Genomic DNA, 21,326 nt, shown 5'->3' with positions numbered 1-21,326 from the left:
CAAATGCACTCTCTTAGTATTTTTTATTATGATTTCATGTTCGATGCCTATAAACAATATATAAGGTCAAGATAATTTATCAAATTACTATGTAGAGATTAAAATGTGTAGGATTTTCACTATATTACATTTGCATTGAATTATGATAAAATAAATATGACATTAAAATCAGCATATGGAGGCTAAGCCATGAATATAAAATTATTAGAAGCTTTTTTGGCTGTTATTGATCATAAGACAATGTCTGCTGCTGCTAACAGGCTTTTCACTACACAGCCAAATATTTCGTTCATGATTAAGGATTTAGAGAACTACTATTCAACTAGATTATTTAATCGTGTTTCTAAAAAACTTTATTTAACTCCTGAAGGTATAAAATTAGAAAAGTATGCACGAAAAGTAATGACTGATTTTAAAGAAATGAATGATGAAATGTTTAGGCTAAACAAAATAATTCGTATTGGTAGTAGTGTGACAGTTGGACAATATCTATTAAATGATTATCTAAAAAAGTTGAAATCTTTTATACAAAATCTAGAATTTGAAGTTATAATTAACAATACTGCAGAAATAGAAAAACTAATATTGAATAATAGAATTGATATTGCTATTGTTGAGGGTAAGATTAATTCAAAAAATATAATTGAAGTTGAGATTTTAAAGGATGAGTTAATAGCCGTAATTGGACAAGATTATCCTCTTGACGGCAATATTAAAAACTTATCAGATTTAGAACTATTACCTTGGATTTCTCGTGAAGAAGGAAGTCATTATAGAAATCAATTTGAGATTGATATGAATATGAGAAATATTCATCCACAAATCATATTTAGGGCAACGAATTTAGAAACAATTATACAAGCCGTTGAAAACAACTATGGTTTTGCCATTATTTCTAAAATAGCTGCTGAAACAGCAATAAAAAAGCAAAGCTTAAAGCAATTAAACTTTGCTGATTATAGCTGTCCACGCTCAATAAGATATATCTATAATAAGAGCCAAGATAAGGATCAAATTATATTTCAAATTTTAGATTGCATTAATAATAATTTGTAGAGCAGTGCCTACAATACCTGTTCCTAGAATAATTGTTACTGCATTTAATTTGTATTTTCTAAGAACTATAAATCCACCTATAAATAGTATAAACTCAAGCCATCTAAATTCACTAAGTACTATATTGTTAAAATCAGTATTAAATAATGCAAGTACTAGAATTGAAGCACCTGCACTGGCAATTAAGGCTACTACAGCAGGCCTAAGTGCCCCTAGTACAGTTTGAACACCAGAAAAGTTCTTGTATTTATAATAAAAATAAGCAAGGGTCAGACAAATAATAAATGCAGGAAGAATAACCCCTATGGTACATACTACTGCCCCTAAAGTACCATATACTCTCTGTCCAACAAAGGTAGCTGAATTGATCGAAATTGGTCCCGGGGTCATCTCAGCAATTGTGATTAAATCTGTAAATTCAGCCATAGTTAACAATTTATGATTATAAACTACTTGTTCCTGAATAAGTGGAATTGCTGCATATCCTCCACCCACACTAAATAAACCAACTTGTATAAAACTAATGAATAGAGTCCATAGAAGTTCCATTACTTTTCTCCTTTCTATAGTCTAAAAAGACAGAAATGAGTCCAATCCCTAAACAAGAAAATATAATATACATAGCACCAAGATTAAAGAAATATGTGGCTATAAAAGCAACTGCCATTACAATTGTATAAAGAACATTTTTTGTCTTGATAACATTTTTTCCTAAATTAACAACCACATCTAAAATTACAGCAGCCACTCCAGCTCGCATTACCTGTAGTGCAATTCCAATTATCTCATTGTTTTTAAATTCTCGATAAAAAACTGAAATAAGAGAAATAATAACAAAAGGCGGAATAATTGTACCTAGTATGGCAACTATACTTCCTAAAATACCATGGATTCTATATCCTAAAATTACACTTGCATTGACTGGAATAGGACCTGGACTCGATTGTGCAATAGCAGAAATATCTAACATCTCATCTTCTTCTAACCAGTTTAGCTCTTCAACAAACTTTTTCTTATAGAGGGAAACTATTACAAATCCACCACCAAATGTGAAGGCACTTAAGGTGAAGGTTGAAATAAAAAGTTTCCAAAGTCTATTTTCTTTCATATGCATCTCTCCTTTGCCTCTACAAGTTTAACAACTTAACAGTTATATGTAAAATATATGTTTGTTATTATATCTATAATAAAATCTTATAGATATAATAACAAACATATAAACCTTGTAAACCATTGTCAAAGTAGGCAATATAAGCTGTTCTTACTAATATTGATAAACAATTTACTTTCCACCTCTACTACAACTCTATTATTTTAAAATAAAGTGTCATGACGAACATTACAAGTTCTCGTAAAAATTTTGACTAAAAATGTAAACAAATACTTTGTCCTGCATACTATATTATATATAATTTTATAATTATGAAATTATATATAAACATTAAACAGAACATTGTTGTTATGGAATTTGTTGTAAATGCTTCTATCCTAAGAATAAAGGTTGTAGATAATATAATTATCCGACCTCTCCTTTTTAATAATAAGTAAATTCAGTAAGTGTTTATCAAGTACCCATTCCATTCCTAAAAAAGAAATAAAACATTAAAAGGTGCTGTCTCATTTTTTTTGAGATAGCACCTTTATGTTTTAGTATTATAATTTAAACTTGGTACAAATTTATCTAGTTCCCTTGTTTTTTGTCAGTTCTAGATAATCATATAATATACTTATAAACTCAGAACCCTTTATTCTACCTAGTCCTCCATGACTGCAATCTATCTCATTATATTTCTCTATCCTATCTCTTCTTATTCCAGGACCGTTTATTAGTACAGGAACTGGATCTCCACTATGTTCTCTTCTTTCACAAGGCGTTGAGTGATCTGCTGCCACAGATATGATTGTATCATTTGATTTATGCTTTAATATATTTTCTATAAGCTTATCAAATAATTCTATAGCCTTTACTTTTCCTTCTGGATTACCATCATGTCCCATTAAATCAGGTGCTTTTAGATTTACTACTACAAAATTATTATCCTCTAGTTCGTCAATTACTTTCTGAGCCTTGAGTTCCACATCTGTATCTATATTTCCTGTCATTTCTATATTAGATATTGCATTAAATCCTGCTAATCTTGCAACACCCAATACAGTCCCTTCTGCTGCTATACAAGAAGCTTTGAAGTTTAATTTTTCTGTTACTTTTTTCATATTAGGCATAATACCAGCTCCCCTTGTAAGGATAAAGTTTGCCGGTAATTCCCCTCTTTTTTCTCTATCTTTATTTATTTCATGATTTTTTAATATTTTATTTGCTTCTAAAAGAAATTTATTTAATATATTTGCGGTAAATATTGATTCCTCTTTATCATCAGTTGCATAAACTTTCTTGTACTTTGTATTTCCATTTAAAACCTTGGGATCTGAATCTGTTATATTCCCATTAAGGCCTTGTCCCCTTAATATAAGTACAGCCCTATGTTCCGTTGCTTCCTTAAACAGTACCTTCACTCCATCGATTATAATGCCGTCTATATCATTTGCTAGTATATTGGTATTTTCCCTAATACGTCCTGCTCTTGCCGTTGTTAAAGGTACGAAAAATGCCAATATAAAGTTTGCAATCACTAAAGCTCCTAATGTGCCAAATGCAACTTCTTGACTTTCTACAGCACCTATTAGTTGATGAACTTAGATCCTATAAATAATATATAAAATTATAACCTGCATAGCAATGAAGATGAAACCTTAAGCAAATCTAGCATTCCTTCTTGAAATAAATATATAAATGTAAAAAGAAACGGAATATACTTCTATTCCGTTTCTTTTTGTAAGCTTAAATATTTGGGTTTGTTCTTTATTACATTAACTTTTTCTGCTGAACCAACCAGATTCTTTTCATACTATCCTTTCAAGTTTCTAGCCCCATGAATTTTTCCATCTTATTTGAATTCTTAAAATGTATAAAAGTTCTCTTTCAGGACCATTTTCCTTTCCGATTTATTATCGTATAAAGTTTATCATAACACGGTCTTCTTCTACAGGAACAGGTATTTTTTCTTTTCCTGCGTCAATTGTCTTAAGGAGCCAAGCCATTGATCTGGCATTTTTACGGGGACTACCATTAATAGCTATTACTTTCATAAGTTCACACTCCTTTTTTCTATAGAACTATGATTTTAATATTAGAATCCATTTTCCACTAACCATTTCATAATACTTTCTTCTCTTTTCTTAATATCATCATGATAGCCATCATATTTACCCAGCTTCTTCTGTGCAATAATTTTTCCATCTACCATAAACAATATTCTCTCAGTTTTTGCCGCTACCTTTACGTCATGGGTAACTAACATTATAGTCACACCTTTTTTATTAATCTCTGCGAAGATTGCCATAATCTCTGCTGCCGATTTTGAGTCTAATGCTCCCGTCGGTTCATCTCCAAATAGTATATCTGGATCCTTTATCAATGATCTACAGATTCCGACTCTTTGCAGTTGTCCGCCGGAGGCTTGGTTGATATTATTATCTGCTAGCTTTTCAATTCCTGTCATTTTCAATAATTGTTTCGCCTTTTGACTTACTGCATTTTTATCTGCATCTTTTGATACAAGAGCAGGAAACATAATATTGTCAATCACTGATAGATTTTTTAAAAGATTAATATCCTGAAAGATAAAACCCATATGATCTAGTCTAATCTTCGCCAGTTTTTCTTCTTTTAGTTCCCCGATTTCACGGTCTTTAAATTTCACACTCCCAGAAGTAATTTTATCCATACCGCTTACATTATATAATAGAGTTGATTTTCCACTTCCTGATGGTCCCATTACTGATAGGAATTCGCCTTTTTCTATATCTAAATTTACATTTTTTAAGATGTGCACCTCATTTTCTTTCCCCAATTCTACTATTTTGTTAATATTTCTTACTTCTAATATATTGCTCATATATTCCTCCAATGTAAAATATTAAATAGAAATTCTAACTTCTTAATACTACAGATAAATCATCTTTTACTATTACATTGCAGCACACTGAAATAATACATCCAACCACTGTAATTAGTACCAAGGGATATAGAATCCAAGTCTGCCATGCAATATTAACAAATTGAATTTTTGAAGCACCCATAGAGGCCATTGCCATACTTACAAGTATTTCACCTAAAGAATTAGCAGTCAATACTCCCAGTATAATTCCCAATACTAGTACCAGCAAAATTCCTACCATATATTGATGTTTAATATTTTTAGAAGTTAGTCCAATACTTCGCATGATTGCAATCTGGTACATATCCTTTGACAATAACATTTTAAGGAATAATGTAGTTATCAATGTAACAATTATAAGTGCAATTGCAATTCCACTTATAACAATTATTTTCATCTGATTAATCATATTTCCAAGAGTCTGCCTAGTATATTCTTTAATATTATTTACCTGTGAAGAATCATAGGCTTTCTGATAGTAGTCCATTTTCTTATTAATATCAACACCAGTGACCACATCAATGCTCACAATATACCAAAGAACTTCATCTTCATTTAGCCCAAGACTAGTATGTGCCTTTGCTGTTTTTCCACCATTTGTAATATCTTGATAAATACCGCTTACTTTCATGGTCTTTTCTGTTCCAGCAACCTTTACAACTACTTCATCTCCCACTTTCTTGTTTAATCCATCTTGTGACGCATTTGCAAGAGAAAGTGCTATTTCTTCCTCATTCTCCGGTGCTCTTCCTTCTAAATAATTTAATGGAAATACTGAAAAATCTCCAGTTTCAATATTAATGTGGTCCCAAGAACCTTCTGCATTTTTAATTTGGTAGGAATATGTGATATAGTCCGCATATTTTTCTATATCCAAATCATTTTCTAACTCTTCCTTCAGCCTTTTGAAATCCTCTGTAATCGTATCTGTTCTTCTAAGGTCGATTCTAATGTCACATTTTCCTATTCCCATATATGTAGAAAACTCTGGTGAATTCATGGTATTATAAGTATTTAAAGGAAGTATTGCAACAAATGTACATAGTACAAAAATAAAAATCAGTAACCTGTATAATTTGAAACGCTTCCATACATCCCTAAATCCCATATAAATATTGGTGCTGAAAAATTTGTTCTTAAGCAAGGAAAATCTGTATTTTTGATTCTTTCTACTCTCCATGATATTAGTTCGTAAAGCTTCCACCGCAGATATTTTATCAATCCTTTTCAGTACCTTCTTACAGTACATCACAATTATGATATATACAAACAATGGAGCTATAAGAGATAGTATATATTTTAAGTTTCCTGATAGATCTGAAGATATATATAGTCTCATATTACCGTTAAACAGATTTATTGCTACAAAGGAAAGTAGATAGCCGATTATACCACCTACGACTGACATAACTCTGTATTTAGTAAGATACACTTTCTTTATATCCTTTTGTGATATTCCAATTGCTTTCATAACTCCAATTTCTCTTAAATCTTCATCAATGGTTGCCACGAAGGTAAGTCTGATACAAGCAGCAGCTATAATAATTAATAAAATACTGATAAGTATAATTACTATGGCAACTGTCACATCTGAAATGGCATTAAACACCATAAAAAATTTTCCTTCTATACCAGGTCCGTTCCCAGGGAGATTTGCTTCAATATATGCAGACATCACATCCTTAGAATCCACACCTTCATTTAATTTGAATTGAATAAGATATTCTAGCTCTGCTGCCTGCCTTATTTCATCATAATCCACTTGATTAATAACAAACCGTTTCGAAGAAGTAAAAGAAGAACCCATCTCATAATCTCTTGCATAATCTGAGATGACAAACTCTTTTTGATACCCGTTACTTTCCACCGTAATCTTATCACCTATTTTTAGGTCATATTGTTCCATGAAATAAATGGGAACTGCTACCTTACCTTCGCTTACATCTAATTTTTTATTATCTAAGTCTAATATAAAATCAAAGTTCTTATTCTGTTCAACAAATGAAATATCCTGTATAGTTCCAGCCATGGTTTCATTATTGTCAAAACTGATATTCATTCCTTCAAAATTCAAAAGAACTGTCGTCTGCTGCATGGCTATATTCTCATGATGTTCTTCTGTGAATTTATCAATTTCTGCCTGGTCATATTTTCCGATATGCATCTGTAAAATATCTGCAGGTACTGCAAATTTCTTAAATTGTGATATGGACTGAGTCAAATTTGCAATAGTATTTGTTGCACTAGCTCCTAAAATAACTGCCATAGTTATAAATATGAATATTGTCAGGGTTATGATTTTCTTCCTTATAAAATCATTCTTTACGATTTTTAAAAACATACTTTCTCCCTTCTACTATATGTATTTGCATTAAAGTATCTAATTGTTATACATCCAAGCTTATTTCCATCTCTCAGATACTTGCAGATTTGCCATACTCGAATATTCCCTGCAGTCATAATATAAAATCTCCCTCTACAAATTTTATTCCCAGTTTTGCATAAACAACTGCATAAAAGAGTTCTCAGGAATGTCTAGCATCTTCTCAAGGACGGAAATCAATGCTACCATAACCTTCATTTGCGAGTCAGTATCCAATTCAAAAATACCTTCATCAGTTAAGGTTAATGATGCCACCAGAAAAATCTGCATATACTGTAATGGATATTTGCAATTCCAAACTCCTTTTTCAATCCCTTCCTCAATAACCTTCACCAAAATAGGGGCCATAGCCGTAACTATCTGGTTCAAAGTCTTCTGATGTAATAGTGCATTTTCAGTTTGATGCAATTCATCAATCATATGACTGTCAACCCTATCATCAATTCGCATTGCCATAAATGTATACATTAGTTTTTCTTCCAAACTAATATCATCTTTCTCAATCACTTTTTCAACTCTACTAATTATAATCTCTTTATATCTTGATACAATTGCCTCTAAAACTTCTTCTTTAGATTTGAAATAATAATAAAAAGTGCCTTTGGCAATTCCAACATCTTTAAGTATGTCATTGATAGTACACTTCCCATATCCTTTCACTTGAAATAGCCTTTCGGCAGTATCAAGAATTTCATTTCTTCTTTCATCATATGCCTTAATAATTCTCATAGTATCACCCTATTTCCCTTATAGACCGACAGTCGGTCCATAAACAATATATAATAATTTTTTCAGTTTGTCAACTCTCTCACCATACAAACTTTTAAATTTTATCCCCCGATTTATCAAGCTTTATTTCAATACGCCATATCATATAGCTAATATACAATAAACTGTGTATTGGAGTTAGGCACTTACATATTAATTTATTGAATATGGTGATAATGCTATCAGTATATCCCCTTATAAAAATTCCCCTAGACCTATGGGGCTAAGGGAACATAAAACACATCTACGTATGAATTTTTATAATTATTGACAAAGGTCAATCCAATATATTTCTGTTATTGTTTCGCTTTCTTCATCAAAACCTTCTCCTGATAAAATGCCTCCATTCTTTATGGCTACCTTTGCAGATGCTCTATTGCTTTTATCACATGAAATCATTACCTTTTGAATCTGCAGTGCTTGAGCTTGAAGTAATACAAAGGCAAGTTGATGTGTCCCATAACCCTTACCCCTTTCTGATGGGCATATTCCGTAACCAATATTGCCTCCGTCTTTCTTTAGTTCTTCTGTTAAATGATGACGCAATTGAATCGAAACTATGATTTTATTGTCTTCTTTACGTATTGTAAAATATGTGGTGGCAGGTGTATCATCCTGCGAAGCTTCCTTGTATTTTTCAAGCTCAATTTTCCTTAACCATTCATCATAATCTTGATAGTGAATAAGTCCACTGCTACCATTTATATGTTTTTCTCCATTGGATATATAATCTTGTCTGTATGCCATAGCTTGCTTCTCATATTTCTTTGATACTTCAACTAATAATAAATTGTGTATACCTTTACTGCTATATTCTTTATTAACGCCATATTCTTCAAGGACTTCTTCTATATATTTTTGGTCCATATTTTGAATTTTTATTTCCTCCCTTTTATCTTATTTCTCAATTTCCCTTTTTTAGTATATATTGATTTATTCTTTCCCCATTCATTTTCATTTGACAGCTGACAATATGTTTTCCATCTCTCTATGGAAAGTATCCCATCCTCAATTGCTTGATTTACTCCACATCCCGGCTCCTTGCCATGGCTGCAGTTATGATATTTACATTTAGCAAAAAGTTGAATTACATCTGAAAATGTATCATTTATGCCATTTTCAGCATCCCACATTCCAAGTTCCCTAATTCCTGGAGTATCAATAACAGTTACTCCTGAAGCAAGTTCTATCAACTGTCTATGAGTTGTTGTATGTCGACCTTTAGAATCATTTTCACGTATCTCACTTACCACCATGATTTCTTCCCCTGCAATTGCATTTACAAGTGTCGATTTCCCTACGCCAGAAGATCCTAAAAAAACTATAGTTTTTCCTGCCTGCATATACACATTTAACTGTTTCATTCCATATCCAGTTTTAGCACTAATAGCGACAACATCAGCCTTCTCTGATATGTTTTTTACCTGTGCTACATAAGTATCTGGATTATTACATTCATCTGCTTTTGTTAAAATCACTACCGCTTTTCCCCCACTTTGTAAAGCCACACTAATATATCTGGTTATTCTGTTCAAATTAAAATCATGGTTCAGAGACGAAAGAATAAATATATAATCAAAATTAGCTGCTATTACCTGCTCTTTCACTGTTTTAACATATCCAGCGACATGTCCTGAAAAATCCGTTCTAGAAAAAGAACTCTTTCGTTCACATACTTCCTGAATTAAAGAAGTTCCATTTTCATTATATTCTAGCAGAACATAATCTCCTACTACAGGATACTCTTTATTCATTTTATCTTTATAAAAAGCACCTTTTAATTTTGCATTTGTTTCTCCATATCTACACACTACTTTTAATAATTCTCTCTGTACTTCGCTAACACGTGCTATAATTAAATTATCTTTTTCTCTTGTCAGAATCATTTCATTCTTATAAATCTCTTCAAATCTCACCATATTACCTCCAATTTTTTTGCACAAAAAAACTTGCCCATCGACAAGTTCTGTTTATACAGTATTTTCAAAAGGGTTGTTTTTATAAAGTATACGGAAAACCTTAGTTTCAGCGTACACTTAAGTATTAAATTATTGATTCATCACCATATTCATATTTGCCATAATTTAATCAACTCCTTTCGAAATTAAATTGAAAGCTGTATTCTCTTATATTGTACTAAAATGAAATAAAGAATACAACTACAATTTTGAATTATATAAATATAATCCATATAAGGAAGTTTTTATTTCCATGAGATGTACATCTGATTCTTAATAAGTTATTTTCATCTACTTAGTACTAAAGATTTACTTTTAACCATGTAATTAAATTCTCTAACATACTTGTCGTAACCCTATGGTCAACATTACTAAACTCTATTACCTGTAATTTATCTTGATTACTTGTATAAAGTGGTCTCATTCTATCAACAAATTTTCTCTGTATTTCAATAGGTAAAGATGTATCTTCTATTCCGTGGAAAATTGAAATAGCTCTATCTTTTATTTTTTCTTCATGTGTCATTGGATCATATAACTCAATTTCATCTTTATAAAGTTCACTCGATGGCAAGACATTCACTTTTATGCATTCTTGCCAAGCAAAGGCTCCATTGAATCCAGCTAGACATTTTAAGTAGTCATGCTTAATGAAAACTCCCCCAGCTGTTATTGCCCCCATGGAATCTCCCATTACTCCTATCCGTGTTGAATCAGCATCATGTTTTTCTATTGCTCTCTTAATAAGTATATCCGATTCTTGAATACTTTTAAATATTATTTCCCATATATATTTTACGTTATATTCTATTGACTGTCTTTCACCATGGTATAATGCATCAGGTACAATTACTTGATAACCAAAACTGGCAATTGACATTGCTTGAAATCTTATAAAATCTTTACTTGAATGCGATCCATGATAATAAATAACAGTTGGTAATACTCCAGTATATTTTTTTGGATTAACCCTTAGGTATGGAATATCACCTACTTTTTCTTCTGTAATCGTCACAAATTCATTCTCCTGTTTAAATATTGACCATTCCATTTGTACTATCTCCCTTTATCTTTATTCTTGATCTGTGATTCAAAAAAATAGCTTGCTAGGCAATTTATTTAGTTCAGCTATTCTAATAAGCAAATTATACCATATCTTCTATATTGTTTATCAGCCAAATTTCCTTTTAGATGACTAATAAAAATATAAATAGTTTCTGTTGAATATTTTTCTACTGGTATACAACAAATAAAGAATGTGAAATAGCTCGATTACAAATTGGAATTTATATGCTCTGCTTTTTATCCCAAAACTCATTGATAATAGATACCAATGTTTCCGGTACATCTACGTTTTTACCTATTCTTAAGGGTCAAAAACAGTGTTTTTCACTGATTTTTTGACCCCAAATCACCCTCCACCTATTACATATTGCGTCTAAACTCTGTTTTTTGCTTTTTAGATACAAGAGGTCATATGAAGTCATATCTATTGCATCATAGAATTAACCCTACAGACCTACAGATTTTCCAAGCTTGAGTTTTATTCTAATCAAATCCCAGATTATTATAAAAGATTCTTGTTATCTTTTAAAATCCGACCTATCATTCCCCTAGATATCTCTGCTAAATCAGCTCTTTCTGCTTTTAACTTTTCTTCTAAAAACTTAAAAGCAACCCAAGGCTTTATTGTATTCCCACAAGTAAATAAATCTACAGCTGCATATTTATATTCTGGCCAAGTATGAATAGTTAGATGTGATTCTTCAATAACCACAACCCCACTAACTCCCCAAGGACTAAATGTGTGAAATACACTTTCCACAATTGTAGCATGAGCCATTTTAGCAGCTTCTATCATATATTTCTCTATTAGCTGTGTATTTTTTAATACTTCACTATCACAATCATAGTATTCAATTAAAAGATGGTTTCCTAATTGCTTTTGTTTAATCATAACTTCTCCTTTTCTATACTTATTCTATATTTAACTAGTTTATATTTTTTCTCTGAATTAACTCAAATACTTGGCTATTACATTTATAACAACCTTTTGACTTTAATGTTTCTATATTATTAAATTTTTCAGAACGCCCTACCTTTATAATTTCACCACATTGTTTACATCTATAAGAGCGTACTGTTTCTTTCAGTTCTCCAGTATACAAAACTCCTTTATAAGGGGTTTTTATTAACGCTTTAGTTATATTAGTAGTCTTAAGAACAATCATTTGTCCTGTGTTTCCAATTATGCTAGCCCCTTCATAGGTATTAAACCTAGCCATTACCTCTGAAACTATAAGTCCCATGCTAAAAAAACACTTTTGCATAGTTAATTGAAAATCTGGAGACTTATGAGCATAAGAAAAATAAATAGTAAGCCCACTATCATCTCTTAAGGCTTCTATCCCTCTTGAAAGAAACAAATTCATTCCTTCAAGAGTATAAGGTGGATCTGTAAAAAAACAATCAAATTGATTTTTAAAATTATCCGCTAATGGCATCCTGAAATCTACATACTCGCACTTAATTGGAAGAGATTCTTTTATAGCTATATCATTTATATAGTCTATAATTCTTTTATCAATATCCATTACAGTAATTTTAGTAGTATGATGAATAGTATTATTAAAAAGCTTTTTTAGCAGAAAACCTAAAGCTATACTTACTAAATCATCATCTCCCAAACACAAAATTCTTTTTCCTACCAAGTTATGATTTTTAAGAGACAATATTGCCCTTTTTAGAGATGTATCTATACTGGACTTTGACTGATCTATAGTGACATCTACCTGAGGACGATTATCAAAGAGCTCCTGTAGTTCCTCTTTTATCTCAATAATTTCTCTATGTTCCTTCCAAGGTTCCATTAATAGTTTCATATATAAATCACTATTTATTTTTTTGAACCCTAAACCTTCCTCTACAAAATGTCTACCCTTTATTGTAAGCCTTGTTCCCCGGTCTTGAATAACCAACCCTTTTTTAATAAATTCTTTTTTTATAGCTGAAACCACGGGAATAGGTAGGAGACTGTTTCTTGCTAATTCCTTAGTGGAAATTCCTCCTTTAAGGTATATTGTTATTAATATGTTCTCTATGGCCTTCTTACCTTCTTCTATACTTACATTCTTGTTTACTTCATCTATATAATTAAGCATTGTTTGTTGTCCTCCATATTTATCATTTTAAATTTCATTGCATAGTCTATAAGAACTAAAATACTAATTATGTCTATGCTAATATTGAAAGTAAAAAGAAACATGAACAAAAACAAAAAAGGTCATAGCAACACGAAGTCACTATAACCTTTTACCATTTACATTATATGTCAAATAATACCCTATATTAGATTCCAATAAATAATATGCTAAAAATCATATTAAAATATTGAAACTCAAAAATAAACCTATAACTATAATATAAGGTATATAAAAATTCATATTTGATATAAAATAATTCTAATAAACATTAATTATTCTAATATATTGTGTGGTTTAATGATATCCATGTTTCTAACTTATCCTTAAAAAGTCATCAACAAATAAACCTAGATAATATAGGTTTAAACACTTTTTAAGATACAACTATTTAGTTGATTTAGTTAAAAACAAACGCGGACATCAAATTCTCTCCCTTATATTCCTCTAATATTTAGTCCTTTACAAGCTTATTATAACATATAATAACATTCTCTTCAAATATAAAAACCGAGAATTCTGCCTTTCTAATCCCACTATTTTTGCATCCTCTGGCTTATAGGCTGCCAGTAAATTATCGATTAAGTTTTTTCGTTCTTTAGTTAATTTTCTTTGTCTTGCCATAAAAAATCCTTCCAAATTAATATTTATTTTAACATTAACCTCAAAGGACTATTTAATTACTTAGCGCAAAATTATTTACAGTCTCTATTTATATAAAATAATATCAACATTAATCTAAATTATCTATTATGATTTTAGCTTCATCTTCAAAGTTATCGTAACCATATTTATCTTTGATTTCTTCTATGCTATTTATCTTGCCATCTGCTCGCTTATATATTTCATCTTTCATAATATCATAAATTAATTCATTATTTTCTACTCTATCTTTCCAATTTATATCTAATTTATCTAGAAGTACACCCTCTAATGAACCTACATAGTAGTACAAGTTTTTATCCATAAATTGATTTAAGCTATTTTCTTTTACAAAGTTTTCTAATGTTTCTTTAGCAAATACATCTTTAAATCCTACTACTTCTCCATCTACAGTGAATGGTGGCTTTACAAGATCTCCCACTAAATTAGAATAATTATATTCTATATATTGAGCATATCCTTCCAAAGTTTCAACTAGCTTTTCTTGTTTCATATATTGAAATTTATTATAATGATATTCCCTTGCTGTAACAAAATCACTTAAAATATTTATTAATTCATCTCTATTATTTATTTCATTAGCTTTGTCCATAATGGCAAACTCTAATAATAAAAGTTGATATTGCTCCTTATTTCTTTCTTCTATAAAAATACTTGAGGTTAAGTCATTCACATTTTTCCATAAAGGTACTTGTCTATACTCATGAAATACTTCATGCATTAAAAAATATTTAAATGACTTTTCTGTATTCAGTGCTGTAGTATTCAAAGGATTATACTTAAAAAAAGTAACATGTTGAGTTCCTATATCTGAAAAAATAAACTTTGCTGGTGTCCATGCCTTAATCAAAGAAGGAGATAAAAAAGATACTCTATAAATAGATGGTAAATTCATTTCTTTAGAAAATATGGAGTTTTCTAACTTATCAACTCCTACCACATATGAATATGCATGTAACGTTCCTCTATCCTTACTTACCGGAGTCAATATAAATGGTATATTATTAAAATTATATCCTTCCATCCATATATCCCTCGAATTATTATCATATGTCTCATAAACTTCTGAAAGCTGATTTATCATGCTCTTATCTAAATCATTTAGTGAATTATATTCTGTATTAAATAACTTATTAAATCCTACCACAGCTATAATGCCTAAAAATACAATTAATAAAGTAATTCTAAAAAAGTCTTCTTACGTTTCATATTATATCTCCTTATATTATGTTTTTTCGTGCTATATGCGGAGTCATATAGTTGATTGCACTATGAATTCTTCTATATACCTATTATTGCCTTTTTTAATTATATACTTCTTTAACTATACTTTATATTGTTCCAGTTTTTTTGAGACAAAATACTCTTTTCATAGAAAGCTTAGATAGCTAGCTATTCCAGCCTTACCCATAATTAAAATTCTAAAATTTAATTCCTTTTTTAATAGACTTTGTAGGACATATCTTTACACATTCTCCACATCTAATACATTCAGGGCTATTAGGTTTTTTATAAACTTCTATATTCATTTTACACTTATGTGTACAAACACCACAGCTTGTACATTTATTTTTGTCTACTTCGTATTTATAAAAACTTACTTTATTAAATAGTGAGTAAAATGCTCCTAATGGACATATATATCTACAAAATGGTCTGTATATAATTATGGAAGCTATAATAATGATAATTAGTAAAAACATTTTCCAGACAAATAAGTATCCTATAGCTCCCCTTAAAGGTTGATTTAGTAAAATTAACGGTACCCCACCCTCTAATGTTCCTGCTGGACATATATATTGACAAAAATATGGAGGGCTTATTCCAAATTCGTTTACTAAAAACATAGGTAATATTATAACAAATAATAATAATATAATATATTTTAAATATTTAAGTACATTATTTACTTTTTTATTTACATTTATCTTTTTAGAAGGTATTTTATGTAATAGGTCTTCAATAAGACCAAAAGGACATAGCCACCCACATATAAATCTACCAAATATAATACCAAATAAAGACATAAGTCCAACTACATATAATGAAAATTTATATTTTACAGTTCCAATAACAGCCTGTAAAGAGCCTATGGGACAAGAGCCTATAGCTCCAGGGCAAGAATAACAGTTTAAACCTGGGACACAGATTTTTTTTGTACTTCCTTTAAATATAGTGCCTTTTAGAAACCCATTGACATTTGCATTTGTCGTTATAGCTACAATAATTTGTGTTATTCTTCTCCTATCCAATTCCTATACACTCCAAACATATATTTATTGCCTTTTTAAATACAATTCTCACTTCCTCTCTATATATCCCAGTGATGATGAATGAAATACTCATAATTAAAATACTATATTTTATAAGCACTTCACTTTTATTGAATTTGTTTACATTCATAGATTACACATCCTTAATATATCATGTATTAAATTATCTTATAATAAAATATTCACTCTTGAAATTATAAAATTATCATCTTTATTCATATATTAATTCAAATTGTGATATATACCTCAACTATTAGAAGATAGATGAGGTATACAGTTTTCTATTCTATATTTTTTAATCTATCTTCAATTTCCTTCTTAAATTCTTCTTTACTATTAGAACCTACTATAAACTCTCCAATTATATTTCCTTCACTATCAACAAAAAATGTAGTTGGAACTCCTGAAATATCTTGTAATATATTATTTATAATTTTTTCATCTGGAATAATATTAGCAAACTTAACACCTTTTTTTGATAAAATTTTCTTAGCTAATTCTTCATTGTCTACATCTGGTGTATCTGAGACAACACCAATCACATTAACATTCTCATTCTTAACTTCTTCATAAAGCGCTTGAAGCTCTGGCATTTCTTCTATACATGGGCTACAATATGTTGCCCATATATTTACCATGGTTAGCTTACTATCTTTAAAAATACTACTATCTATTTCTTTACCATTTAAAGTTTTTGTTTTAAATTCAAATTTCTTATGTTTACTTAATCTTTCTTGTTCTGTTACTTGCTCAAATGTTTTTATTAAACTTTTAAATTCTTTAATTCCTCCATATATTTCTTCATAGTCTTTCTTAGATTTTTCAGATAAACCACTAACATCAGGTTTATTATTATATAATAAGTAAAATTCAAGATTGCCTTCTTTACCTATTAAATCCTTATTTTCATATTTTGAAAATAAATCTTTTTGAATTTTGCCCTCTTCTTTGCTCTTATCTATACTTACTACAGTCCATAATTCTTTAAATTCTTTAGTTAAATCCATAATTTCCGCTGCAGCTTTTTTGATTTTTTCTTTATCTGTTTCTGGGATCTTTGATGCCTCCTCATTTAGTTTTCGTGCCTTTTCCATAGTCTCATCAAGTATGAAACTGACGATCAGTTGACCTTCAATATTTTCTCCTGGTAAAGTTGCGTATGCATCTATGTTTTGTGCCTTATTTCTCCACTTACTAGGTAAGCTAAATCCAATTCCAACATCTTCAAACCTTCTTGTAGACTTATCACATGCTACCATCGATATACAAAGTACTCCTGATATTAAAATTGTTAAAATTTTTCTTTTCATAATTAATTCCTCCTTATGTCCTCTATTATATTCTCATACTTTAAATATATAACTTCTCAAATTGCTATTAGTTTACCGGTAACAATTATAGTTTATAGGAATTTTTAAAAAACTTTGTATACATTTGCTTATTAATATCTTAAGAATTACTTATGGAGCACTTAATATTTCTAGGAAGCATTAGTTTTGGAAACCTGATTATAAACAGTAAATGCATCCAAAATATTGAACTGTTCCGTATAAGGACTCCCATCTGCATTAGCAGTCACTAAAATATATTCCTTGCCATCTATTTTTGCCAAACTAGCAAGACATAATTTTGCTTCTCTCGTATAACCAGTCTTTCCACCTTCGATAGTACCATTATTTACATCCTCCGTATCCATTTTTTCAAACATTGTACTTTGGAAAGTAATTCCGTCGAGATGAAGATTTGTTGCTTTTGTCGTATAACGTTTTGAGGTATATACTTCTCGAAATAGATTGTTTTGTAATGCATATTTCAGTAATTTCGCAATATCATTTACAGTAGTATAATGATTCCTGTCATGTAGCCCTGTGGAGTTAGTAAAATGAGTGTTATTCATCCCTAATTCTTCAGCCTTTTGATTCATTAATTTTACATAACTTTTTTCTGAACCTGCAATTGCATCCGCTAACCCAATGCAACTTTCTGCCCCAGATGGTAATAATACTCCATAAATCAAGTCAATTGCTGGCACCTTTTCGTTTGGCAAGAATCCTGCCATAGAAGCATTTTCAGAATACAATTCCTCAAACATATCCTCTGATAGATAAATTTCTTCGTCTAAATCTGATAGATTTTCAATTGCTAGTATTGCTGTCATAATTTTTGTAAGAGATGCTGGATAGACTCTTTCATCAGATGATTTATCTAATAATATTTCATTATCGTCTAAAGAAATGAGAATAGCGTTTGAACTATATAAGTCATCGACTATAATCTGATTAAATTCTTCGTAAATCCTTGTTTCTTGAGTTTTTATAGGTGATTCTATTTGTTCATTATTTTTACTTATTATATGATTTTGCAAAAATAAAGCTGTAATACCCACCGCACATACACATAGAATTGAAAGAATAAATTTTATCTTCCTCTTTCTTCTATATTTTTGTCTATTAACTCTCATTTTAACATTCCTCCTTAAATATGAGATATGATCTCGTCTTATAATATAATTCTAATAAAGTTTAATATTTTTTGTATAAACAACAGCTTATGGACTTATTAAGATTTTCTTATGAACTGCTTAATATTTGCAGCATTTAAAAACATAGTAAAAATAAAAAAACATTATTTCTTTATGAATTGTTATATCATAAAGAAATAATGTTTCTTAGTTGTTGATTACGCCTGGTATCTTTATATGAAATATTGTATAATTATCGTTACTTTCTGCATAAATTTCACCTTCATGTAAGATTATAATTTCTTTGGCAATAGCAAGACCTAGCCCAGAATTACCGGTATCTGTTCCTCTGGATTCGTCTATCCTATAAAACTTTTCAAATATACTATCTAGTTTTTGTGGCGGAATACTTTTTCCATAATTTTTAAATGTTATAACTGCATTCTGTGATTGTTTATAAATGTCTATTATAATTTTACTATTTTTACCACCATATGCAATTGCATTTTTAAATACATTATTAAATACTCTTGCCAGTTTATTTGAATCCCCAAAAAGTATGATATCGTCTTCTGCATTTACTATAACCTCTTGGCTTTTTTCAGAAAGCATTGGATAAAACTCATCTGCCATTTGAAATAACATATAGGATAGATTAAAGTCTTTTTTATCCAATACAATCGTTTGAAGATTATACCTGGTAATTTCAAAAAATTCATTGATAAGTTTTTCAAGGCGATTTGCTTTTTCTAGAGTAATTTCCATATATTTTGCCCTTTGTTCAATTGGCATATCTGGTATTTCTGACATTAAATCTAAGTATCCGATAACTGAAGTAAGTGGAGTCTTTATATCATGTGCAAGATAAACAACTAAATCATTCTTTCTTTGTTCCGCTTGTTTTGCATCTCTTTCTCTCTTTTCTAGAATATGTCTGCACATATTTAGTTTGGTTTCCAAAAAACTCATTTCTGGGGATAGTTCAATTTCCTTATCTGAACCTTTCATTAACTCATCCATACCTTCAGCGATTTCATCAAAATATCTTGTAATCCGAGAAATAGCAAATCGGAAAATGATTAATGAAAAAACAACACTTAAAACTAACATAATAATATACATATTGTTACGGAATATATATTGGTGGATATCTAATGCATCATAATAAGACAAATTAAATGTATTTTGTAAGAAATCAACAATCCAATTACCAAAACTTCCTCGAAATATCGAACTTAATAACATTAAAAAGCTAATACTAACTAGAATAAGTATAAATATTTTAAAGAATATTTTTCGTTTGAATAATGAATAATCATTTTTCCTTATTTTATTAGCTTTCAATTTTATAACCAACTCCCCATACAGTTTTGATATATTTTGGATCTTCAGCTGAATCATTCATTTTTTCTCTTAAGTGTCTAATGTGAACCATAATGGTGTTGTTACTGCTGCTAAAGTATTTATCCCCCCAAACTTCATGGAATAACCTGTCAGAACTTACGACCTGACCTTTGTTCTCACATAAAACCCACAAAATTGAAAATTCAGTAGGAGTCAAGAACAATGGTTTTTCATTTAAAAAACACTCATGAGTATTTTTGTCTATTACCAGCCCTGCTATAGAAATTATGTCTTCATTTTGGGATTTGTCTAATTGGTTATATTTCGTGAACCTTCTTAATTGAGCCTTTACTCGAGCTACTAGCTCTAGTGGTCGAAATGGCTTTGTAATATAATCATCTGCACCTAATGTCAAACCCGTGATTTTATCTATTTCTTCATCTTTTGCAGTCAACATAATGATTGGAAAATTATAAGAGTCTCGTATTTTTTGACAAATGGAAAATCCATCTATATCTGGGAGCATGACGTCTAAAATAGCCATATCCAAGTGTTCAGTTTCTATAACTTTCATTGCTTCTGCTCCTGTATAACATTTGAACACTATAAAATTTTCATTTTTTAGATATAATTCAATTAAATTAGCAATTTCTTTTTCGTCTTCAACTACTAAAATTTTTGTATGCATATGTCCACCCTCTTTCTATATCTAATAAGCAGAGTTTTGCAACTCCTATACTTCTTCTCAACTTTATCTATCAAACTTATTTTAAGTATGTTAAGGCTTATAGCTATATCTTTTCCTTAACCAGCTCAGTAATACTTCCTACTTGTCTAACATTTTAATGTCCACTAAATTCATCAAATATATTGTAGCTACATCTATGGCACTTCCATTATCCGAATGTAATACCAATGACCTACCTACTATTCTTTCTGATAAAGTATCCCCATTCTCAAAAGGTCTCCGACAGATTGCTAAATCCCTTGGTGATAGTTTTTGGATTTTCATTTTTGAGAATCAAGAATATAATAGTTTAAAATTTCATATTTTGTACCTTGATAAGACAATAATGATGTCGCTAAAATCTAGTATCCCCTTGGTAGCTGTGTCTTAATAATTATTACCCCTTTTTGCTACAAAAGTCAATATATATTCCTATCTGTAAAAGAACTAATTCTTATATGGTGTTTCTGCACGCTATACATACTTGACAGTGTG

22 protein-coding genes are annotated in these 21,326 nt (G+C 30.0%); 1 reads left to right on the top strand and 21 read right to left on the bottom strand.

Going from position 1 to position 21,326, the window contains the following annotated elements:
* Nucleotides 1-189 precede the first annotated feature (189 nt).
* The gene (locus tag RBU61_RS00975; RefSeq protein ID WP_308877540.1) at nucleotides 190-1,056 is read left to right on the top strand and encodes a LysR family transcriptional regulator; all 867 of its coding nucleotides are present in this window, start codon (nucleotides 190-192) and stop codon (nucleotides 1,054-1,056) included.
* On the opposite strand, the gene RBU61_RS00970 is transcribed toward RBU61_RS00975, so the two are convergent.
* The 21 genes from RBU61_RS00970 to RBU61_RS00870 all read right to left on the bottom strand — a co-directional run bounded on the left by RBU61_RS00970 (nucleotide 1,030) and on the right by RBU61_RS00870 (nucleotide 21,116).
* Nucleotides 1,030-1,605, bottom strand: coding sequence for a chromate transporter (locus RBU61_RS00970; protein WP_308877538.1), 576 nt, complete (start codon nucleotides 1,603-1,605; stop codon nucleotides 1,030-1,032). The two genes, RBU61_RS00975 and RBU61_RS00970, sit on opposite strands and share 27 nt — an antisense overlap.
* On the bottom strand, nucleotides 1,577-2,164 hold the full coding sequence (locus tag RBU61_RS00965; RefSeq protein ID WP_308877537.1) for a chromate transporter: 588 nt from the start codon (nucleotides 2,162-2,164) through the stop codon (nucleotides 1,577-1,579). Before RBU61_RS00965 ends, RBU61_RS00970 begins: the two co-directional genes overlap by 29 nt.
* 569 nt (nucleotides 2,165-2,733) lie before the next feature.
* Nucleotides 2,734-3,687, bottom strand: a complete 954-nt coding sequence (locus RBU61_RS00960) for a phosphoglycerate mutase (RefSeq protein WP_308877536.1) — start codon at nucleotides 3,685-3,687, stop codon at nucleotides 2,734-2,736.
* 375 nt (nucleotides 3,688-4,062) lie between these two features.
* Nucleotides 4,063-4,203: a hypothetical protein gene (locus RBU61_RS00955; protein WP_308877535.1), complete on the bottom strand. Its 141-nt coding sequence runs from the start codon at nucleotides 4,201-4,203 to the stop codon at nucleotides 4,063-4,065.
* 41 nt (nucleotides 4,204-4,244) lie between these two features.
* Nucleotides 4,245-5,012 (bottom strand): ABC transporter ATP-binding protein, encoded by a 768-nt coding sequence (locus tag RBU61_RS00950; protein WP_308877534.1) that lies wholly within the window; start codon nucleotides 5,010-5,012, stop codon nucleotides 4,245-4,247.
* 34 nt (nucleotides 5,013-5,046) lie between these two features.
* The gene (locus tag RBU61_RS00945; protein ID WP_308877533.1) at nucleotides 5,047-7,395 is read right to left on the bottom strand and encodes an ABC transporter permease; all 2,349 of its coding nucleotides are present in this window, start codon (nucleotides 7,393-7,395) and stop codon (nucleotides 5,047-5,049) included.
* Nucleotides 7,396-7,539: 144 nt separating this feature from the next.
* Complete coding sequence (locus RBU61_RS00940; protein ID WP_308877532.1) at nucleotides 7,540-8,166, bottom strand: TetR/AcrR family transcriptional regulator; 627 nt, start codon at nucleotides 8,164-8,166, stop codon at nucleotides 7,540-7,542.
* A 303-nt stretch (nucleotides 8,167-8,469) separates the two neighbouring features.
* On the bottom strand, nucleotides 8,470-9,072 hold the full coding sequence (locus tag RBU61_RS00935) for a GNAT family N-acetyltransferase (protein WP_308877531.1): 603 nt from the start codon (nucleotides 9,070-9,072) through the stop codon (nucleotides 8,470-8,472).
* Nucleotides 9,073-9,083: 11 nt separating this feature from the next.
* Nucleotides 9,084-10,121 carry a ribosome small subunit-dependent GTPase A gene (rsgA, locus tag RBU61_RS00930; protein ID WP_308877530.1) on the bottom strand — a complete coding sequence of 346 codons (1,038 nt, stop codon included), beginning with the start codon at nucleotides 10,119-10,121 and terminating at the stop codon, nucleotides 9,084-9,086.
* Nucleotides 10,122-10,464: 343 nt separating this feature from the next.
* The gene (locus RBU61_RS00925) at nucleotides 10,465-11,214 is read right to left on the bottom strand and encodes a dienelactone hydrolase family protein (RefSeq protein ID WP_308877529.1); all 750 of its coding nucleotides are present in this window, start codon (nucleotides 11,212-11,214) and stop codon (nucleotides 10,465-10,467) included.
* A gap of 516 nt (nucleotides 11,215-11,730) precedes the next feature.
* A complete protein-coding gene (gene speD / locus RBU61_RS00920; RefSeq protein WP_308877528.1) occupies nucleotides 11,731-12,120 on the bottom strand; it encodes an adenosylmethionine decarboxylase in 390 nt (129 codons plus the stop codon).
* A 34-nt stretch (nucleotides 12,121-12,154) separates the two neighbouring features.
* Nucleotides 12,155-13,324, bottom strand: coding sequence for a bis-aminopropyl spermidine synthase family protein (locus RBU61_RS00915; RefSeq protein WP_308877527.1), 1,170 nt, complete (start codon nucleotides 13,322-13,324; stop codon nucleotides 12,155-12,157).
* A gap of 501 nt (nucleotides 13,325-13,825) precedes the next feature.
* Nucleotides 13,826-13,987, bottom strand: a complete 162-nt coding sequence (locus RBU61_RS00910; protein ID WP_308877526.1) for a hypothetical protein — start codon at nucleotides 13,985-13,987, stop codon at nucleotides 13,826-13,828.
* Nucleotides 13,988-14,096: 109 nt separating this feature from the next.
* On the bottom strand, nucleotides 14,097-15,173 hold the full coding sequence (locus tag RBU61_RS00905) for a hypothetical protein (RefSeq protein WP_308877525.1): 1,077 nt from the start codon (nucleotides 15,171-15,173) through the stop codon (nucleotides 14,097-14,099).
* Between the two features lie 274 nt (nucleotides 15,174-15,447).
* Nucleotides 15,448-16,278 carry a 4Fe-4S binding protein gene (locus RBU61_RS00900; RefSeq protein WP_308877523.1) on the bottom strand — a complete coding sequence of 277 codons (831 nt, stop codon included), beginning with the start codon at nucleotides 16,276-16,278 and terminating at the stop codon, nucleotides 15,448-15,450.
* Nucleotides 16,271-16,429, bottom strand: coding sequence for a CD1871A family CXXC motif-containing protein (locus tag RBU61_RS00895; RefSeq protein ID WP_308877522.1), 159 nt, complete (start codon nucleotides 16,427-16,429; stop codon nucleotides 16,271-16,273). The genes RBU61_RS00900 and RBU61_RS00895 overlap by 8 nt, the downstream gene beginning before the upstream one ends.
* 151 nt (nucleotides 16,430-16,580) lie before the next feature.
* Nucleotides 16,581-17,609 (bottom strand): TlpA disulfide reductase family protein, encoded by a 1,029-nt coding sequence (locus RBU61_RS00890; protein WP_308877521.1) that lies wholly within the window; start codon nucleotides 17,607-17,609, stop codon nucleotides 16,581-16,583.
* A gap of 170 nt (nucleotides 17,610-17,779) precedes the next feature.
* The gene (locus tag RBU61_RS00885; RefSeq protein ID WP_308877520.1) at nucleotides 17,780-18,760 is read right to left on the bottom strand and encodes a D-alanyl-D-alanine carboxypeptidase; all 981 of its coding nucleotides are present in this window, start codon (nucleotides 18,758-18,760) and stop codon (nucleotides 17,780-17,782) included.
* A gap of 207 nt (nucleotides 18,761-18,967) precedes the next feature.
* A complete protein-coding gene (locus RBU61_RS00880) occupies nucleotides 18,968-20,116 on the bottom strand; it encodes a HAMP domain-containing sensor histidine kinase (protein WP_308877519.1) in 1,149 nt (382 codons plus the stop codon).
* Nucleotides 20,094-20,792: a VanR-ABDEGLN family response regulator transcription factor gene (gene vanR, locus RBU61_RS00875; RefSeq protein ID WP_308877518.1), complete on the bottom strand. Its 699-nt coding sequence runs from the start codon at nucleotides 20,790-20,792 to the stop codon at nucleotides 20,094-20,096. The genes RBU61_RS00880 and vanR overlap by 23 nt, the downstream gene beginning before the upstream one ends.
* Nucleotides 20,793-20,930: 138 nt before the next feature.
* The gene (locus RBU61_RS00870; protein WP_308877517.1) at nucleotides 20,931-21,116 is read right to left on the bottom strand and encodes a hypothetical protein; all 186 of its coding nucleotides are present in this window, start codon (nucleotides 21,114-21,116) and stop codon (nucleotides 20,931-20,933) included.
* Nucleotides 21,117-21,326 lie beyond the last annotated feature (210 nt).

Source organism: Tissierella sp. MB52-C2 (assembly GCF_030931715.1).
In the GTDB taxonomy this organism is placed as follows: domain Bacteria; phylum Bacillota; class Clostridia; order Tissierellales; family Tissierellaceae; genus Tissierella.
This window is presented reverse-complemented; position numbering and strand designations above follow the sequence as displayed.

Bases quoted from the DNA above. Each gene is read 5' to 3' on its own strand.
- RBU61_RS00935 (WP_308877531.1), bottom strand. From the start codon at position 9,072: ATGGACCAAAAATATATAGAAGAAGTCCTTGAAGAATATGGCGTTAAT.
- RBU61_RS00885 (WP_308877520.1), bottom strand. From the start codon at position 18,760: ATGAGAGTTAATAGACAAAAATATAGAAGAAAGAGGAAGATAAAATTT.
- RBU61_RS00925 (WP_308877529.1), bottom strand. From the start codon at position 11,214: ATGGAATGGTCAATATTTAAACAGGAGAATGAATTTGTGACGATTACA.
- RBU61_RS00890 (WP_308877521.1), bottom strand. From the start codon at position 17,609: ATGAAAAGAAAAATTTTAACAATTTTAATATCAGGAGTACTTTGTATA.
- RBU61_RS00975 (WP_308877540.1), top strand. From the start codon at position 190: ATGAATATAAAATTATTAGAAGCTTTTTTGGCTGTTATTGATCATAAG.
- RBU61_RS00940 (WP_308877532.1), bottom strand. From the start codon at position 8,166: ATGAGAATTATTAAGGCATATGATGAAAGAAGAAATGAAATTCTTGAT.
- RBU61_RS00915 (WP_308877527.1), bottom strand. From the start codon at position 13,324: ATGCTTAATTATATAGATGAAGTAAACAAGAATGTAAGTATAGAAGAA.
- RBU61_RS00950 (WP_308877534.1), bottom strand. From the start codon at position 5,012: ATGAGCAATATATTAGAAGTAAGAAATATTAACAAAATAGTAGAATTG.
- RBU61_RS00945 (WP_308877533.1), bottom strand. From the start codon at position 7,395: ATGTTTTTAAAAATCGTAAAGAATGATTTTATAAGGAAGAAAATCATA.
- vanR (WP_308877518.1), bottom strand. From the start codon at position 20,792: ATGCATACAAAAATTTTAGTAGTTGAAGACGAAAAAGAAATTGCTAAT.
- RBU61_RS00955 (WP_308877535.1), bottom strand. From the start codon at position 4,203: ATGAAAGTAATAGCTATTAATGGTAGTCCCCGTAAAAATGCCAGATCA.
- RBU61_RS00910 (WP_308877526.1), bottom strand. From the start codon at position 13,987: ATGGCAAGACAAAGAAAATTAACTAAAGAACGAAAAAACTTAATCGAT.
- RBU61_RS00965 (WP_308877537.1), bottom strand. From the start codon at position 2,164: ATGAAAGAAAATAGACTTTGGAAACTTTTTATTTCAACCTTCACCTTA.
- RBU61_RS00870 (WP_308877517.1), bottom strand. From the start codon at position 21,116: ATGAAAATCCAAAAACTATCACCAAGGGATTTAGCAATCTGTCGGAGA.
- speD (WP_308877528.1), bottom strand. From the start codon at position 12,120: ATGATTAAACAAAAGCAATTAGGAAACCATCTTTTAATTGAATACTAT.
- RBU61_RS00970 (WP_308877538.1), bottom strand. From the start codon at position 1,605: ATGGAACTTCTATGGACTCTATTCATTAGTTTTATACAAGTTGGTTTA.
- RBU61_RS00895 (WP_308877522.1), bottom strand. From the start codon at position 16,429: ATGAATGTAAACAAATTCAATAAAAGTGAAGTGCTTATAAAATATAGT.